Source organism: Streptomyces sp. S6, assembly GCF_054880855.1.
On sequence record NZ_JBTYMC010000053.1, the window covers coordinates 1 to 17,126 of the forward strand.

15 protein-coding genes are annotated in these 17,126 nt (G+C 72.7%); 7 read left to right on the top strand and 8 right to left on the bottom strand.

Translation table 11 applies throughout. The features are described from left to right. On the top strand, window positions 1-1,895 hold a 1,895-nt coding region (locus ACVNF4_RS10305), incomplete at its 5' end, for an ATP-binding protein (RefSeq protein WP_461802447.1). Here the strand turns inward: ACVNF4_RS10305 and ACVNF4_RS10310 are convergent. Both ACVNF4_RS10310 and ACVNF4_RS10315 read right to left on the bottom strand, forming a co-directional pair. Then, window positions 1,850-2,641, bottom strand: coding sequence for an ABC transporter permease (locus ACVNF4_RS10310; protein WP_461802418.1), 792 nt, complete (start codon window positions 2,639-2,641; stop codon window positions 1,850-1,852). The genes ACVNF4_RS10305 and ACVNF4_RS10310 overlap by 46 nt on opposite strands. Next, a complete protein-coding gene (locus ACVNF4_RS10315; RefSeq protein ID WP_461802419.1) occupies window positions 2,638-3,603 on the bottom strand; it encodes an ATP-binding cassette domain-containing protein in 966 nt (321 codons plus the stop codon). Before ACVNF4_RS10315 ends, ACVNF4_RS10310 begins: the two co-directional genes overlap by 4 nt. Before the next feature lie 99 nt (window positions 3,604-3,702). Here ACVNF4_RS10315 and ACVNF4_RS10320 point away from each other — a divergent pair, with 99 nt between their 5' ends. The 4 genes from ACVNF4_RS10320 (at window position 3,703) to ACVNF4_RS10335 (ending at window position 7,044) form a co-directional block, all read left to right on the top strand. After that, entirely contained in the window at window positions 3,703-4,176 is a 474-nt protein-coding gene (locus ACVNF4_RS10320; protein WP_461802420.1) for a MarR family winged helix-turn-helix transcriptional regulator, read from the top strand. Between the two features lie 77 nt (window positions 4,177-4,253). Beyond that, the gene (locus ACVNF4_RS10325; protein WP_461802421.1) at window positions 4,254-5,225 is read left to right on the top strand and encodes a pirin family protein; all 972 of its coding nucleotides are present in this window, start codon (window positions 4,254-4,256) and stop codon (window positions 5,223-5,225) included. Window positions 5,226-5,343: 118 nt separating this feature from the next. After that, a complete protein-coding gene (locus ACVNF4_RS10330) occupies window positions 5,344-5,778 on the top strand; it encodes a tetratricopeptide repeat protein (protein WP_461802422.1) in 435 nt (144 codons plus the stop codon). A 108-nt stretch (window positions 5,779-5,886) separates the two neighbouring features. Next, window positions 5,887-7,044, top strand: coding sequence for an MFS transporter (locus ACVNF4_RS10335; protein WP_461802423.1), 1,158 nt, complete (start codon window positions 5,887-5,889; stop codon window positions 7,042-7,044). Between the two features lie 333 nt (window positions 7,045-7,377). On the opposite strand, the gene ACVNF4_RS10340 is transcribed toward ACVNF4_RS10335, so the two are convergent. Beyond that, a complete protein-coding gene (locus ACVNF4_RS10340) occupies window positions 7,378-8,052 on the bottom strand; it encodes a TetR/AcrR family transcriptional regulator (protein ID WP_461802424.1) in 675 nt (224 codons plus the stop codon). 74 nt (window positions 8,053-8,126) lie between these two features. Between ACVNF4_RS10340 and ACVNF4_RS10345 the strand changes: the two genes are divergently transcribed. After that, on the top strand, window positions 8,127-8,846 hold the full coding sequence (locus tag ACVNF4_RS10345; protein ID WP_461802425.1) for a TetR/AcrR family transcriptional regulator C-terminal domain-containing protein: 720 nt from the start codon (window positions 8,127-8,129) through the stop codon (window positions 8,844-8,846). Window positions 8,847-8,870: 24 nt separating this feature from the next. On the opposite strand, the gene dacB is transcribed toward ACVNF4_RS10345, so the two are convergent. The 4 genes from dacB to ACVNF4_RS10365 all read right to left on the bottom strand — a co-directional run bounded on the left by dacB (window position 8,871) and on the right by ACVNF4_RS10365 (window position 13,749). Then, window positions 8,871-10,208, bottom strand: coding sequence for a D-alanyl-D-alanine carboxypeptidase/D-alanyl-D-alanine endopeptidase (dacB, locus tag ACVNF4_RS10350; protein ID WP_461802426.1), 1,338 nt, complete (start codon window positions 10,206-10,208; stop codon window positions 8,871-8,873). Between the two features lie 302 nt (window positions 10,209-10,510). Further along, on the bottom strand, window positions 10,511-12,019 hold the full coding sequence (locus tag ACVNF4_RS10355) for an alpha/beta hydrolase (protein WP_461802427.1): 1,509 nt from the start codon (window positions 12,017-12,019) through the stop codon (window positions 10,511-10,513). Between the two features lie 315 nt (window positions 12,020-12,334). Continuing rightward, window positions 12,335-12,658: an antibiotic biosynthesis monooxygenase family protein gene (locus tag ACVNF4_RS10360; protein WP_461802428.1), complete on the bottom strand. Its 324-nt coding sequence runs from the start codon at window positions 12,656-12,658 to the stop codon at window positions 12,335-12,337. 65 nt (window positions 12,659-12,723) lie between these two features. Next, on the bottom strand, window positions 12,724-13,749 hold the full coding sequence (locus ACVNF4_RS10365) for a 3-oxoacyl-ACP synthase III family protein (RefSeq protein WP_461802429.1): 1,026 nt from the start codon (window positions 13,747-13,749) through the stop codon (window positions 12,724-12,726). A 450-nt stretch (window positions 13,750-14,199) separates the two neighbouring features. Between ACVNF4_RS10365 and ACVNF4_RS10370 the strand changes: the two genes are divergently transcribed. Continuing rightward, entirely contained in the window at window positions 14,200-15,564 is a 1,365-nt protein-coding gene (locus ACVNF4_RS10370; protein WP_461802430.1) for a class I adenylate-forming enzyme family protein, read from the top strand. Here ACVNF4_RS10370 and ACVNF4_RS10375 read toward each other — a convergent pair. Next, window positions 15,540-17,117: an acyl-CoA dehydrogenase family protein gene (locus ACVNF4_RS10375; protein WP_461802431.1), complete on the bottom strand. Its 1,578-nt coding sequence runs from the start codon at window positions 17,115-17,117 to the stop codon at window positions 15,540-15,542. The two genes, ACVNF4_RS10370 and ACVNF4_RS10375, sit on opposite strands and share 25 nt — an antisense overlap. Between the last annotated feature and the right edge of the window lie 9 nt (window positions 17,118-17,126).

Below are 17,126 nucleotides of genomic sequence, written 5' to 3' on the forward strand. Positions count from 1 at the left end.
GCGTCCTGGCCGTAGATCGACTCGTGGACGAGGGCGTAGAGGGGGTTCTTCGCGTACGAGAGGTGGCTCTGGAGGTTCTCCCGGAACTCGTCGGAGAGCGCCTCGCCCTCGCCGTCGAACTCGCCGCCGCCCGCGTCCGCGTCCTGTCCGTCGCCGACGTCTCCCGCCGCCTGCGCGACCGCTTCGCCCTCCTGTCCGGCGGCGCCCGCGACACCCCCGAACGCCACCGCACCCTGCGGGCCGTCGTCGACTGGAGCTGGAACCTCCTCGGACCCGACGGCCGCACCGCCCTGCGCGCCCTGTCCGTGTTCCCCGGCGGCTTCGACGCCGAGGCCGCCGCGTACCTCCTCGACGACGGCGACCCCCTCGACCTCCTCGAACAGCTCACCGGCCAGTCCCTGCTGAAGGTCACCGACGGCCCGCACGGCACCCGGTTCCACATGCTGGAGACCCTCCGCGAGTTCGGCGCGGCCCGGCGCACCGAGGCCGGTGAGGACGACGCCGTCACCGGCCGATTCCTGCGCTGGGCACGGGACTTCGGCCGCACCCACCACGACGTCCTGCTCGCCGACACCCCCGTCCCCGCCTGGGACCGCGTCCGCGCCGAACAGGACAACCTCGTCCTCGCCCTGCGCCACGCCCTGACCCGCACCGACGGCGCCACGACCGCCGCCACCACCGCCGTCCTGTCCTCCCTGTGGGCCACCGAGTCCCACTACGCCCGCCTCGCCGACCTCATCGACGACACGGCGGGCCCCCTCTCCCGCTTCCACCCCGACGACCCGGCGGACACCGAGACTCTCCGCAGCGCCTCCGTCGTCGCCACCGGCACCCTCTTCATGGCCCACGGCCCGCACGCCGTACGGCAGTTGGTGACCCTGCGCCGCCTGCCGTACGCCCCGCCGGACAGCGTGCCGCGCGCCCTGGCCGTCGTCCTGTGCGCCGTGCCGGAGATCCATCCGCCCGCCTACGAGCGGCTCACCGAACTGTGCGAGGCGGACGAGCCGCTGCTCGCCGGGACCGCGTCCGTCTTCGCCAGCTACGTCTGGGACGCCGCCCAGGACACCCCGCGCGCCCTCCACCACGCCCGCCGCACGCTCGCCGCGTTCGGCTCCTCCGCCAACCCCGCCCTGCTGGTGCTCGCCCACGGCCGCATCAGCGAACTCTGCCTGCGCGGCGAACGCGGCGAGGAGGCGTACGAGCATCTGCGCGCCGCCCACGACACGCTCGGCTCGTACGGCTCCCACAACGACTGGTCCGACCCCGTCGGCGTCCGCTGGGGCCTCACCCTCGCCTGCCTCCAGCTCGGGCGGGTCGACGAGGCCGAGTACTGGTACGGGCTCGCCGCGTCCGACCGACAGCCGGAGTCCGTCGAGTCGTTCAGCTCCGACCTCGGCGCCCGCGCGGAGATCACGCTCGCGCGGGGGCGGGTCGAGGCGGGGCTGCGGTTGTGGCGGCAGACGGAGGAGCAGCTCCGGACGGCCGATCTCGACGACCCCTTCATGCTGAAGTGGTCCCTTGAGGTGCGCGCCGCGACACTCGCCGCGCACGCCCTGCACGGACGGCTCGACCAAGTCGGTGAACTGATCGCGGAGTTGCGGGGACTACTGCCCCAACTCCCGCCGGGTGCCTCGTACGGGGCCGTCCTGCTCGCCGTCGCGCTGGCCGGGCTCGCGGAGGGGGACGCCGGGGCGGTGCGGTTGGTGGCGCTCAGTGAACTGGTGCCGGTGGCGCGGGACTTCCCCGTGCTGTCCGCCGCGCGGGCCCGGGAGGCGGCGGAGCGGGTCGACGCGCAGGGGTACGCGCGGGCGCGGGACGAGTACGCGGAGCTGGGGCGGGAGGGGGTCCTTCAGCGCCTCGGTTCCCTCACGAACAACGCCTTCGACCAGAAGTAGCCCAGCACCGACAGACCCACGCACCAACCGGCCGTCATCCAGCCGTTGTTGCCGATCGGCGTGCCGAGCAGCAGTCCGCGCAAGGTCTCGATCGCCGGGGAGAACGGCTGGTACTCCGCGAACCAGCGGAACCAGCCCGGCATCGAGTTCACCGGGACGAACGCGCTCGACACCATCGGCAGCATCATCAAGGGCAGGCCGAGGTTGCTCGCGCCCTCCGGGTTCGGGGCGGCCAGGCCGATGCCGACGGCGAACCAGATCAGGGCGACACTCATCCCGGCCAGCAGACCGACCGCCGCCAGCCACTCCAGCGGCGTCGCGTCCGGGCGGAAGCCGATGGCCACGCCGAGCAGCAGCAGGACGGCCAGCGCCAGAAGGGTCTGGAGGACGCTGCCGAGGACATGGCCGGTCAGCACGGACGCGCGGGAGATCGCCATCGTGCGGAATCTCGCCATGATGCCCTCCGTCATGTCCATCGACACCGACACCGCCGTGCCGATCGCGGTGCCGCCGATCGTCATCAGGAGGATGCCGGGGACGATGTAGGCGACGTACGCGGAGCGGTCGGCCGGGCCGCCGGTGATGCCCGCGCTCATCACGTCGCCGAAGAGGTAGACGAACAGGAGCAGGAGGATGACCGGGGTGAGGAGGAGGTTGAGGGTGAGGGAGGGGTAGCGGCGGGCGTGCAGGAGGTTGCGGCGGAGCATGGTGAGGTTGTCGCGCAGGGGGTGGGCCGGGGTCGTCATCGGACGTGTTCCTTCGGGGAGTTGGTGTGCGCTGAGGTGAGGGCGAAGAACACGTCGTCCAAGTCGGGGGTGTGGACGGAGAGTTCGTCGGCCTCGATGCCGGCCGAGTCCAACCAGTCCAGGACCGCGCGGAGTTCGCGCTGACTGCCGTCGCTGGGGAGTTGCAGGGTGAGGGTGTCGTCGTTCCGAGTGGTCTCGCGCAGGGCCGTGGCCGCCTGCTCGTAGGCCGCCGGGTCCGTGAAGCGCAGGCGTACGTGGCCGCCCGGGACCCGGCGTTTCAGCTCCGCCGGGGTGCCCTCGGCGACGATCCGGCCGCCGTCCAGGACCGCGATGCGGTCTGCGAGTTCGTCGGCCTCCTCCAGGTACTGGGTGGTGAGGAAGACGGTGACGCCGTCCGTGACCAGTTCCCTGACGATCCGCCACATGTCGTGCCGGGAACGCGGGTCGAGGCCGGTCGTCGGCTCGTCGAGGAAGATGATCCGGGGGCCGCCGACCAGGGTCATCGCGAGGTCGAGGCGGCGCTTCATGCCGCCGGAGTAGGTGGCGGCGGGTTTCCTCGCGGCGTCCGTGAGGCCGAAGCGGGCGAGGAGGTCGGCGGCGACCCTGCGGCCCTCCCGGCGGGGGAGGTGGTTCAGGTCGGCCATCAGGAGCATGTTCTCCTCGCCGGTGATCAGTCCGTCCACCGCCGAGAACTGGCCGGTGACGCCGATCGTGGTGCGGACGGCGTGTGCGGCCGTGCTGAGGTCGTGACCGCCGACTTTCGCCCGGCCGGCGTCCGGGGTGAGGAGGGTGGAGAGGATCCCGACGGCCGTGGTCTTGCCGGCGCCGTTCGGGCCGAGGAGGGAGAAGACGGTGCCGGTGGGGACACGGATGTCGATGCCGGTGAGGACGCGCTTGTCGCCGTACGCCTTGTGGAGGTCCTCGGCTTCGATCGCGAGGGGTGGGGTGTGGGTGGTTGTCATGGGGAGAGCGTGGGTGGGGGGCGGTTCAACGCGGTTTCAGCGCGGTTTCAGGGTTCCAAGGCACTCGGGGTTCGGTGAAGTGTCAACTACACTGGGTGCATGGAGCGAGAGGTGCGGTGGCTGACGCCGGAGGAGCAGCGGGCCTGGCGGGGGTTCCTCCGCCTGAACGACCGGCTCCGGGGGAACCTCGCGCGCTCTCTCCAGGCCGAGTCCAACGTCTCAGCCGCCGACTTCGCCGTGCTGGTCGAACTGACGGACGTCCCCGACGGGCGGCGGCGCATCCTCGACCTCGCGCGGGCCCTCGAATGGGAGAAGAGCCGGATGTCCCACCACATCGCCCGGATGGTGAAGCGGGGGCTGGTGGAGCGGGACGAGTGCGTGGAGGACGGGCGGGGGGCGTTCGCCGTCATCACGGCCGAGGGGCGCGCGATGATCGAGGTCGCGGCGCCCCGGCACGTGCGGTCGGTGCGGGAGCTGTTCCTCGACCATGTGACGCCGGCGGAGCTGAGGATGCTGGCGGAGGTGTCGGAGCGGGTGGTGGGGAAGATCGACGAGGCGGCTGCCGAGGAGTGAGGTAGGGGCGTGGGGTGCGGCGTCGTCCGTGGCATGATCGTTGATGTGACAACCAGATCGTGGGAGAGGCGGTCCCGATGAGCAACGTCGAGAGCGAACCCGTGGCGTTGAAGTGCGGCGGGGACGAGGGCGGGGCGGCCGTCGAGGTGCTGACCGCGCGGGAGGTGCCCCTCGGCGGGCCCCGGGCGATGCGGGTGCGCAGGACGCTGCCGCAGCGGGCGCGGACACTGATCGGCGCCTGGTGCTTCGTCGACCACTACGGCCCCGACGACGTCACCGAGCGCGCCGGCATGGACGTCGCCCCGCATCCGCACATCGGCCTCCAGACGGTGAGCTGGTTGTTCAGCGGGGAGATCGAGCACCGGGACAGCCTCGGCAGCCACGCCATGGTCCGGCCCGGCGAGATGAACCTCATGACGAGCGGGTACGGCATCTGCCACTCCGAGGTGTCGACGCCGGCGACCACGATCCTGCACGGCGTCCAGCTGTGGGTCGCGCTGCCGGACGAACACCGCGACACCGCACGGGACTTCCAGCACCACGTCCCCTCGCCGGTCGCTCTGGACGGTGCCGAGATCCGCGTCTTCCTGGGCTCCCTCGCCGGCGACACCTCACCCGTACGCACCTTCACGCCCCTCCTGGGCGCCGAGATCCTCCTCGAACCGGGCGCGCGCGTCACCCTCGCCGTCGACCCCGCCTTCGAGCACGGCCTGCTGGTCGACGCCGGGGACGTCCGCCTCGCCGGCACCCTCCTCACCCCCGCCGACCTGGGGTACCTCCCCACCGGCTCCGACACCCTCACCCTCACGAACGAGTCCCCCGCCCCCGCCCGGACCGTCCTCCTCGGCGGCCCGCCCTTCGGGGAGGAGATCGTCATGTGGTGGAACTTCATCGGACGGTCCCACGAGGACATCGTCGAGGCGCGGGAGGCGTGGCAGTCGGCGTCCGACCGCTTCGGCGCGGTCCACGGCTACCCCGGCGACCGCCTCCCGGCGCCGGAACTGCCGAACGCGGTGATCCGGCCTCGGGGGAATCCGGTACGGGGTTGATGGGGTGGGGGTGTCCGTTCGCGGCCCCGGAATACTCCCCTCCCCGGCCGTGTTCTTCGTGACGAAGTTGACTCGTCAACCTGCTCGCGATCCGCGTGCAGTGCCGATTGGAGGACCAGTGACCAGCGAGTTCAACGCCTACGCGGCGACCGACGGCATCGCGCCCGACCGCTGGGCGAGCGCCCTGCACCTCTTCGACGGCGGCCCCGGCGCGGCCCGTGAGGAGAGCGTGACGGAGCGCTGGGAGCGGGCGGGGCTGCTGTTCGAGGCGAAGGACTACATCGGCGCCGCGAAGCTGCTCGCGGAGGTCGTCGAGGAGTTCCCGGAGCAGACGGCGCCCCGGCTGCTGCTGGCCCGCGCCTACTACCACTCGGCCCAACTGGGCCGTGCGGAGCAGGAGTTGCGGCGGGTCGTGGAGCGGGATCCGGTCGAGCACTACGCGCACCTGATGCTGGGCCGCACGCTGGAGCGGCTGGGCCGGCACGAGGAGGCGCGGCCGTGGCTGCGGATGGCCTCGGCGTTCTCCGGATCCGTCGAATTCGACGGGGAATAGCGGGGGTCTCGTAAAGCGGGTGTGCTTCACGGGTGATCGTGATGGCATGGTGACGCCTCGGTGCCGGTCGGCATCGGGGCGTCTGCCGTGTGAAGGAGAGGGTGACACGTGCCGGTCGGACTGATCGCGTTGGCGCTCGGGGGGTTGGGGATCGGGCTGACCGAGTTCCTCATCGCCGGGCTGCTGCCACAGGTGGCGGCGAGTTTCGAGGTGTCCGAGGCGGTCGCGGGGCAGTTGATCTCCGGGTACGCGCTGTCCGTCGCGATCGGGGCGATCGCGCTGACGGCGGCCACGGCACGGATGCCGCGCAAGCAGGTGCTGGTGGGCCTGGTGGGCCTGTTCGTCGTCGGGAACATGCTCTCGGCGGTCGCGCCGAACTACGAGCTGATGATGCTGGGGCGGATCGTGGCGGCCCTGTGTCACGGGTCGTTCTTCGGGATCGGGTCCCTCGTCGCCCGGAGCCTCGTCGGGCCCGAGAAGAAGTCCCGGGCGGTCGCGGTCATGTTCGCCGGGCTGACCGTCGCGAACGTCCTCGGCGTGCCGTTCGGCGCGTTCGTCGGGGAGCGGTGGGGGTGGCGGGTCTCCTTCTGGGCGGTGTCCGGGATCGGGGTCGTCGCGCTCGCGGGGATCGCCCTGCTGGTTCCGGTGGACCGCGCCCCCTCCTCGGTGAGCGGTCTGCGCGAGCAGTTCCTCGCGTTCCGGTCCTGGCAGGTGTGGCTCACCCTCATCGCCACCGCGCTGGGCTACGGGGGGATGTTCGGGGCGTTCACCTATCTCGCCTACACGTTCACCGAGGTCGGCGGCTTCTCCTCCGGCGACGTCGCCTGGCTGCTGATGGTGTACGGGGCCGGCCTGGTCGTCGGCAACCTGATCGGCGGGCGCGCGGCCGACCAGGACCGGGACCGGGCGCTCGTCCTCGCACTGGCGGGGCTCGCCGCGACCCTCGCGGTGTTCGGGCTGCTGGCGGGGAGCGGGCCGGCCTCGGTGGTCCTGGTGTTCGTGATGGGCGTGACCGGCTTCGCGAGCGTCCCGGGGATGATCACCCGCGTCACCGACCAGGCGGGCGGGGCGGCACTGGCGGCGAGCGCGAACGTGTCGGCGTCCAACGTGGGGAACGCGTTGGGGGCCTGGCTGGGGGGTGTGGCGATCTCGGTGGGGCTGGGGTATCGGTCACCTCTGTATGTGGGGGCGGGGATCGTGGTGGTGGCGCTCGGAGTGATGGTGGTGGCGGCTCGGATGGAGAAGGCGGTGGTGGTGCGGGGGTGAGGGGAGTACGGGAGCGGCGGTGGGCGTCGGCCGGCTTCATGCACGCGTCAGTGGGGAGGGCGGCCCTGTCTGTGCCGTGGGGCGTGCGGTTCGTTTGGCGGGGCGGTGTTGTTTGGTGCTCGCCTAGGTCCTCGCCTGTGTTCTGGGGTGTGCGGGGGCGCGGTGGCGTGCGGCTCGCCCGGACGGCCGGTGCTGCCTGGCGCTCACCTATGTCCCCGTCCGCGCCCTGAGGTGTGCGGGGCCGCGGGCGGGTGATTCGGCCGCTCGGTCGGTTGGTGGTGCGTGGTGCTCATGAGAACTCACGCCTGCGAGGCGGGTGATTCACCCGGCCGCTCAGTGGTTCGCCGCCCGCACGAACACCCCCGCCCGCGCAGCCGCCACCGCTGCCTCGGCGGCCCGGTCGGCGTCGGGTTCGGTGAGGGGGGCGGCCGTGGTGAGGAGACGGTAGTAGAGGGGCGCGGAGACGGCGCGGATCACCTCGTGGGGGTCGGTGTCGGCCGGGAGTTCGCCCCGGTCGACGGCCTCGCGGACGCAGGGCGCCCACTCCTCGACGCGGACGGCGTAGAAGCGGTGCAGGGCCTCGGCGGTGTTCGGGTCGCCGGTGGCGGCGGCGATCACGGCGCGGAAGAGGGCGCCTTGGCGGGGGTCGGTGAGGGTGCGGCGGACGAGGTGGGCGTTGGCCTTGAGGTCGTCGAGGAGGGAGCCGGTGGCGCTGCGGGGGAGGGACTGGTCGGCCATGTCGGTGAGGAGGTCGGCGACGAGCGCGGTGACGGTTCCCCAGCGCCGGTAGACGGTCGTCTTGCCGACCTCGGCGCGGCGGGCGACGTCGGCGAGGTCGAGGTGCGCGAAGCCCTGTTCGGCGAGGATGTCACCGGCGGCCTGCTCCGGGGTGAACAGGGAGACGAGAGCGGTGCCGTCGTCGGTGAGGTGGGCGCGGATCGCGCGCAGCGCCGCCAGGGCGGTCGCGTCGTCGGGACGCGGCATGCAGGTCGTGAACGATGTACGCAAGTCGGGAACAGTGTACGCACCGCAGGGTAGGCTGGCCCCGACCGACCCACCCGTGCGGAACAGGAGCGAGCGTCATGACGGCCAAGCGGAATCCGATCCCCTCGGTGTGGGCCCGGCCCCGGCGTGAGGCGGAGCAGCCTGCGTTGAGTCGGGGGGCGATCGTGCGGGAGGCGGTCGGGATGCTGGACGGGGAGGGGGTCGAGGCGCTCAGTATGCGGAAGCTGGGGGCGCGGCTGAATGCGGGGGCGACCTCGTTGTACCGGCATGTCGCCACCAAGGAAGAGCTGATGGAGCTGGCGGCCGACGAGGTTTTCGGGGAGATCTCCGTGCCGGTGGACGGGCCGTGGCGGACGGCCGTCACCGAGGCGGCGTTCTCCTTCCGGGCGACGACCCTGCGCCACCCCTGGCTGGCCTCCGTCCTCGGGCAGGCGGGCCTCGCCTACCTCGGCCCCAACCTGATGTCCCGCACCGAGAGCCTCGCCGCCCTCTTCGTCCGCGCCGGCTTCCCCGAACCCGGCGACGCGATCTCCGCGCTCCTGTCGTACGTCACCGGCATGAGCGCCACCGAGGCCGCCTGGCTCAGCACGGTCGCCCGCTCCGGCGACACGGAGACCGAGTTCGTCGCCCGCCTGATGCCGGCGGCGCAGCAGGCGGCGGCCGGCTACACGCACCTCGCCGACGGCTACCACGCGCAGCAGGGGCAAGGTCCAGCCGAGGCCCGGGAGGCGAAGTTCCGGTACGGGCTCGACGTCGTCCTGGACGGCCTGGCGCTCAGGCTGCCGGACGCGGTGTGACCCCGCCCGGCTACCCCGACTCCCTTACGCCCAGCACCCGTTGACGGTCGCCGCCAACCCGTCCAGCGCGTCCTTCGTGTCCGCCGGCGCCGCCGTCGAGTTGTTCTCGACGAACGAGAACACCTTCCACCGCCCGTCCTTCGCCTGCGTGAACCCGCTGAGCGCGATCGCCCCGGTGAGCGTCCCGGTCTTGGCCATCACCTTGCCGACGGCGCACGAGGAGTCGGCCGTGTCGAAGCGCCCCCACTCGGGACCGAGCGTCGCACCGGCCTCGCCCGCGACGGGCAGCCCGTCCTTGATGTACCCGAGGACGTCGCGGTAGCGCGGGTCGGTCGTGAGGTCGAGGATCTGCGCGAGGGTCTGCGCCGGGATCCGGTTCGCCCGGGACAGCCCGCTGCCGTCGTGGATCTCGTAGTTGTCCAGCGAGACGCCGTACCGCTCGCTCAGCACGTCGCGGACGACGGCCGTGCCGTCCTCGAACGTGGCCTGGCGGCCCGCGCCGAGCGCGGTCATGCGCAGCAGGGTCTCGGCGATGTTGTTGTCGCTGACCTTCAGCATGTGCTCGACGATCGAGGACAGCGTCCCCGAGGTGTGCACGGCGACGGGTGCGTCCGAGTAGCCCGCCGTGGCGTGCGCGACGGCGCCGTCGACCGTCACACCCTGCGCGGCGAGCTGCTTCGCGAAGACCTGGCCCGCGTCGAGGGAGGTGTCGGTCACGCCGTGGCCGTCCACGACGAGCGCACGGACCGGGGCGATGTTGTCGGGGTAGTAACCGGCGTTCCAGCCGGTGGCGAGCGAGGGCTCGGGGAAGAGGCTGTCGTCGACACGGACCTTGACGGTGGTCAGGCCCGCCGCCTTCAGCCCGGCGACGGCCGTCTTCGCCAGCTCCTGGAGGTCGGCCGTCGTCAGCGTGCGGTCACCGCCGCCGACGAGGGTGAGCGTGCCGTCGCCGTAGACGACCTTCGTGGTGAAGCGGTGATCGGGGCCGAGGACCGTCAGCGCGGCGACCGACGTGCCGAGCTTGGTGTTGGACGCGGGCATCAGGGCCGTCGCCGCGTCGTGGCCCCAGATCCGGCTGTCGGACTCGGAGTCGACGACGACACCGCTGAACGTCGTGCCGAGCCGGACGTCGTTGACGCGCACGTCGAGGTTGGCCGCGATCTGCTGCTCGGCCGCGTCGAGTTCCGTCACGCCGGCCCCGGCCGCGTCGGCCTTCCCGGCGGCGAACGCCGACTGCCCGGCCAGGATCGTCCCGGCGACCGGCGCCACGGCCATGGCCAACAGGGCCCGGCGGACGGCCGGGTGTATCGGGCGGGGCTTGCGGTGGCGCCCGTGGGCGCTGGGGAGGGGGGAAGTCGGCATGGGGGTCCTCGGGGCGGTGGTGGGGGAAGGGGCCTGGCCGAAAACTAGCAGTCGAACTCCCTTGTACCTTCAAGCAGGAGTGAAGGAAAGGTGAAGGCGTCGTAAGGCGGTGCGGTGCGGCGCGGGCCCGTGAACGGGTATAGTGGATCTCACGCCGAAGGGCCCAACTCGGGCCGGACGACGATGCGTTGGTGGTCCAAGGAAAGATGCCCCGCTTCCTGCGGGGAGATGCAAGTGCAAGGCTTGCCCGGCGCTCGAATGAAGAAGGCCCCGCTTCTCGGGAAGCGGGGCCTTCGGTCATTTCAGGCCCGGCACGTCACGTCCCCGGCCGGCAGGCGCCCGCTCGCCAGATAGGCGCGGACCCCGTCGTCGGCGCAGGAGTTGCCGTACACCCCGAACACCGCGTGCTGCGCCGGTCCGTCCAGCGTGATCAGCCGCGACGACGGCCAGTTGCGGTGCTGGGCGAGGGCGCCCGCGTACGTGGTGCGCGGATCGCCGGTGGCGTTGACGAGGAGCGCCGGGAAGTCGTCCCGGACCTTCGTCGGGGCCTCGCGCGGGGCGTCCCAGAAGGCGCAGGGGCCGATGTTCCGGGTGACCGGCGCGAGCAGCGGCTCGCTCCGTCGACTGCGTTCGATGTCCCGCCGGTACTCCTCGGGATCGTGTGACGCGGCCACATCGCCGCACAGGATCGCGGACTGCACGCTGCCGTACGACGACTCCTCGCCGGTCAGCGTGAACCTGAGCGTCTCCGCCAGCGTGGGGTTCGGCTCGACCGGCGTGCCCTGTGCGGCGTGCCTCAAATCCCTTACGGAGGACGCCAGTTCACCGTACGCCCGGTCGTTGTCCTGGGAGAGGCCGTTCACCAGGACGACGGGTACGAGGCGTTCGTCGACCCGGTAGGCACCCACAGTGAGCGGCTTCCGTGTCGCCGCCGCCTGGATGCGGTCCACCGTCTTCAGGACGGCGGCGCGGGTGGCGCCCAGCCCGTACGCCGCGTGCCGTTTCGCCGTCCAGGCCGCCCAGTCGTCCAGCGCGGCCCGGTTCGCGGACTCGGTCTGCCGCAGGAGGCGCGGGGAGTAGGCGGCGGGGTCGATGACGCCGTCCAGGACCATGCGCTCGACCCGGTCGGGGAACATCGTCGCGAACACCTCGCCCAGGTAACTCCCGTACGAGTAGCCCAGATAGGAGACCTTCCGCTCACCGAGCGCCGCCCGGATCACATCCATGTCGCGCGCGGTGTTGCGGGTCGTCGCGAACGGCAGGACGTCCCCGGCGTTCCGCCGGCACCGCTCGGCGAGGTCCCGCGCGAAGGACGCCGCCCGCTCGAACCGGCTCCCGGCGCCCCAAAGAGACGTCCCCGTCGGCCACTTGCAGTCCAGCGGCGTACTGCGGCCCACGAAACGGGGATCCACCCCGACGACGTCGTACCGCCCCGCGACCTCCTTCAGCGCGCCGTGGATCCAGGGCGGATCCCCGATCGTCGCCCCGCCGGGACCACCGCCGTTGAGGAGCAGCGGACCCACGCGGTGCGCTGTGTCGGTCGCCCGGATACGCGATATCGCGACGCCGATCGTCCGGCCGCCGGGGTTCGCGTAGTCCAACGGCACGGTCACCTCAGCACACTTGGCGCCCGCCTTCTCCAACTCCTTCCCGGTGCTGTCGTCCGGCCCCGTCACACAGTTCTTCCAGTCGAGCCGCTGCTCGTGGAAGCGGGCCAGCGGGTCGGCGGCCGTCGCGGTCGGGGCGGTCAGGGGGAGTGCGGCGAGAGCGAGAACTCCGCAGAGGGCGAGGCGTTTCGAGAGTGCTTTCACACAACGACACGCTAGGGAGACCGAGTTGCCGGGACACTCCGACAGGCCCGCCGGTCCGCCGGGGGGTCAACCCCCTTGCGGCCACTGCCCGGAGGCGGTAACACGACGACGAGACGCGCGTCGCCCTGCACACCCTGCTGGAACGCCACCCCACCTCTCCGTCGTCGACCACGGCGGGGACACCCGCGACGAACTCGGCGGCGCTGAAGACGGCCGAGTCGCTCCCCGTCCAGCCCTGAGACACGAGCCGGCCGACCCCCGATATGCGGGCCGGAGGCACCCGGAAGCACCCCCGGCCCGCCACCTCAAGACCCCTTACTCGCCCTTCGGCCCCGCCTGCTGCACGACCTCGAACGACCACAGCTCCGAAGCGGAGGACGCCGGCTTCGGGCGCTCGCCCTCGGCCCCGCCCTGGTGCGCCTGCTTCATCGGGCCCTCCATCCACGCCTGGAAGGCCGCCTCGTCGCGCCAGCGCGTGTAGACGAGGTAGGTGTCGGTGCCCTCGACCGGGCGGAGGAGTTCGAACCACTCGAAGCCGTCGGAGTTCTCGACGGCGTGGGCGCGGGAGGCGAACCGCTTCTCCAGGGTCTCGCGCTGCTCGGCGGGGACGGTCAGTACGTTGATCTTGACTACGCTCATGCCCCCATCCTGCACGCCGCCGTCGAAGAAGCCGGACACCGGCCCCCTGATCGCGGCGAGTCCGGTCAGCGCGGCTGGAGCCGGTTCGCGGCCGGGGCGACCCGTACGGCAGGGGCGCCCGTCCAGCGCAGCAGCGTCGTCCCCCAGGTGACCCCGCCGCCGAACGCGATGAGCACGACCAGGTCGCCGTCGCGCAGCCGCCCCTCGGACGCCGCTTTCGCCAGTGCGTAGGGGATGTTCGCGGCGCCGATGTTCCCCACCTCGTCGCCCACCACGACAAGTTGACGATCCGTCACCCCCATGTCGCGGGCGGCCCGTTGGAGCAGGACGGGGTTCGGCTGGTGGGTGACGACGAGGGCGACGTCGTCCAGTGTCACCCGGGCCTGGGCCAGCGCGTGGGCGAGCATGCGCGGGAAGACGTCCAGGATGAAATCGCGAACTCCCTTGCCGTTCATGGTGATCCGCTGGCCGTCGGCACCCACCGGGACCCGGCTGCCGCCCGCCGCGATCATCGCGTGGTCCGCGAACCGGCCGTCCGAACCGAGCGTGAACGCACCGAAGCCGTGCCCCTCGGCGACCGGGCCGAGGAGGGTGGCCGCCGCGCCGTCCCCGAACAGGGAGGCGGTGGCCCGGTCGGCGGGGTCCACGAACTTCGAGTACGCCTCGACGCCGACCACCGCCGCACACCGCGCCGACCTGTCCACGGCCAGCCAGTCCCGCGCCACCCGGGCCCCGAACAGCCAGCCCGAACACGCCGCCGTCACATCCAGCGCCACCGCGTGCCGCGCCCCCGTCAGCGCCTGCACCCGGCACGCTGTCGCGGGCCCCAGCTCGTCCGGCGTCGAGGTCGCCACCACGATCAGATCCAGCTGCTCGGCCTCCCAACGGGCTGCGGCCAGCGCCGGCTTGAGGGCCGAGGCCGCCAGATCCGAGGCCGCCTCCTCCGGCGCCGCCACATGCCGGGCCAGCACCCCCGTCCGGCCGGCGATCCACTCCGCCGACACTCCGGCCGCCGGCGCGACCTCGTCGTTGGTCCGCCGCCGCACCGGCAGATAGGAACCGGCGCCGACGACGCCTATCGGTATGTTCATGACGCAGCCTTCCGCACAGAGGGGACCGGAGCAGGCGGACGCCGCGCGGCCCGCGCCGGTCGAGGAGGGACAGGGAACCGGCGTTCGACGGCCGCCCGGCGCCGCCCTCTCGTTCTCGCACAGCACCACGACGACGGGCGAGGCACACGCGAAGCAGTACGGCTCGCACCGCGCCCCGCGCGAGCCGGGGGCGCACCGCGCGGCACGGCGGAGGGCCGCCGTCCGTCCGTGCGCGCCGCAATGCCGACCATGCGTCCTTTACAGGCGGCGGACAGGTGGTTTGACTGAGGGAGGCCACCATCTGGTGACCAGGGCATGACACCCCGTAGCCGTGGTGCGTGCCGCTCCGGCTCTCCCCCCACCTCGCCGCTTCGCCGCCTCTCCTCCTGCCCCGCACCTTGCGTACGACTGCTGCTTTCTCACCAAGCCGACCACGAAAGGCAGTTGACGTTGAGCACCCTCACGCCCGTCCCGCCCGAGGAACAGGTGGCCGACTACCTCAGCACCCGCGTCGACACCGACACCGGACAGCCGGTGCGTCGGCGGGCACTCGCGGACGTGCGGGAGGCGTTCGCGAGTGCCGCACTGCCACCCGGCAGCCCGGTCCTCGTCGCCGTCCCCGACCCGCACACCCAGCTCACCGCCTTCCTCGCCGCCCACTACGCGGGCCTCGTCCCCGTCCTGCTGCCGCGCAACTGCCCCGAGCACCGGCGCCGCATCGTCGCGGACGCGCTCGGCGCCGCCGCCCTCGCGACCTCCGCCCCCGACCTCGTCGTCCGCCGTATCGCCACCGCCCACCCCCGCTCTTACGAACCGGGGCAGGCGATCGTCATGACCTCCGCGACCTCCGGCACCGCCGGGGGCTGTCTGCACCGGGTCGCCGCCCTGTTCGACAACGCGCGCCGGCACGCGGAGGCGATCGGGCTGCGCGGCGCCGACACCGTGTGGCTCAACCTGCCGCTGCACTACTCCTTCGCGCTCGTCGCCCAGGCCCTCGCCGGGGTCGTCACCGGCGCCCGGCTCGTCCTCAGCGGACCCCCGTTCGTGCCCGGCACCTACCGGGAGGGGCTCAGCCGGCACGGCGTGACGGTCTCCTCCCTCTCCCCGTCCCTCGTCCGCTCGTTCCTCGACGACACCCACGAACTCCCGTCCTGTCTCAGGGTGTTGACCGTCGGCGGGGACTCCCTGGAGGCCACCCACGTCAAGGAACTCCTCGCCCGGCACCGGGGCGGCGAGCTGTACCTCACCTACGGGCTCACCGAGGCCGGCCCCCGCGTCTCCACCCTCGCCGCCCACCGCGCACCCCCCGAGCGGTACACCTCCGTCGGCCTCCCGCTGCCCGGCGTCGAGGTCGCCGTGCGCGGCGAACGCCTCAAGGGCGAACTCCTCGTGACGACACCCAGCGCGATGGTCCGGCGCGTCGGGTACGGCGCGGCCGGGCGGCGCGGACTCGTCGCGGCGGACACCGTCGCCACCGGGGACGTGTTCCGCGTCGACGACAGCGGGCACCTCTTCTTCTGCGGCCGGATCGCCGACTTCGTCGTCATCAACGGCGACCGGGTCTCCCTGCGTTGGGTGCGGGAGCTGGTGGGCGCGCTGCCCGGGGTGCTGCACGTGCGGACCGAGATCGTCCGGTCCGCCGCCGGGCGCGGGGGGATCGGGCGGCAGCGGTACCGGCTGCACGTCACCGCCCGGGGGGCCGGCCAGACCGTCCGCGACCAGGTGACCCGGCGGCTCAAGGAGGTGCTGCTGCGGGTCGAGTTCCCCTGTGACGTGGTCGTACGGGAGCCTCAGGCGGGCGAGTTCGCGAAGTGATCCCACAGGGCTCGGGCGTAGTGCGGGGCGCCGAGCGGAGGAGCGGCGTCCCCGTCGAACTGTGCGGTCAGGTCCGGGAGTTGGGGAGCGAGTTCGGCGCACAGGGCGTCGATCGCCTTCGGGAGGGCGCGTACGTCGTCGGGGGTGAGGACGCCGGTCGCGACGAGGCGGCCGGCGGCGCGGTCGGCCTGGAGGAGGCCGAAGAAGGTGCCGAGAGAGTGCTCGGCGAGAGTGTCGGCCAACAGGGCCGCCGCCGTCGCCTCGCCGAGCTCCTTGAGGCGGACCGGATCGTCGGGGGAGGTCTCGGCCGCGAGCCTCGCCTCGTGCGCGCGGGCCACCCTCGGCCACCAGCTCGGGTCGGTCAACTGTCCCGGTACGGACGGGACGTCGCGGTCCACGCCGAGCGCTGCCCGCCCCGTGTCCAGAAAGATCAGCGCGTTGTCCCCGCCCGCCACGGTGAACGCCTGCGCCGCGCCGAGATACCCCTCCAGCAGATTGACGTCCAGGAACCCCGCGAGCCCGCAGTGCCGCCGGCACACCTCGACGACCCGTGCCGCCTCCTGAGTCGACACCGCCTTCAGCAGCGCCAGCGACGCGTCCACGGCCACCCACGGAGACACCGCCGCCTGCGACGCGGGCCCCTCCGACGCCTTCGTCCGCCACGCCGCGAGCGCCGCGTCCGCCGCGCACGAGAGCGCGTACGCGCCGGACAGCGCCCCCAACAGGGCCCGCTGGTGGGTGGGTTGAGCCAGCAGCGGCGCCCCCGACGGCGTCGGACGACGCTCCGCGAACCGGAGTGCGGAGACGGCCGCCCGCCCGGCCATCGCCGCCATCACGGACGGCACCGTCGCCCACAGGGCCTGCCCGACCGACATGGTCCGGCGCAGCCGGGCGCCGGGTGGGCCCGAGGGGTCGGTGAACTGCCCCGCCGCGTCGACCCATGCCCCGTCGGACAGCCAACGCCCGTACGGCACCCGGCAGTTCCGGAACCGGATCAGCCCGTACGCCAGCGGCAGCGCGCTCGCCGTGAGCGGCGCCGAGAACTCCACACCCGGCGTGGCCCGCTCGCCGTCCGTGAGGTCCACGAGGAACGCGAACGTCCCCCGGTCCACGCCCCCGACCACCGTCCGCGCGATGACCGCACCGAACGCGGGCACCTCGTCGGGCCGCACGCCGGAGAACTTCGCGGCGTCCGCGTCGGGCGTGTCGATCACGAACTCCCTTGTGCCCGGATCGAATTCGGCGGTCGTGCGGGCCCCGAGGTGACTGCCCGCCCGCCCGACCTCCGTCACCAGGAACACCCCCTTCGCGGCCCCTCGCTCCAGCGCCTCACGGGCCGGTGTGAGGCAGGCGTCGTCCCGCGCCCCGAAGGAGACGACCGCGTTGAGGCAGAGCACGTAGTGGTTGGCCAGCGCCAGGTGCAGCGCGGGCCGCCGCACCGCCGCCCTCGCCTGGACGTCCGCCAACCGGCCGATGTCGGCCAGGAGTTGCCCGGCGTCCCCGAGAACAGCCGCACAGCGCAGCAGAGCTGACGTGATATCACCACCCTCCACCGGCAGAGG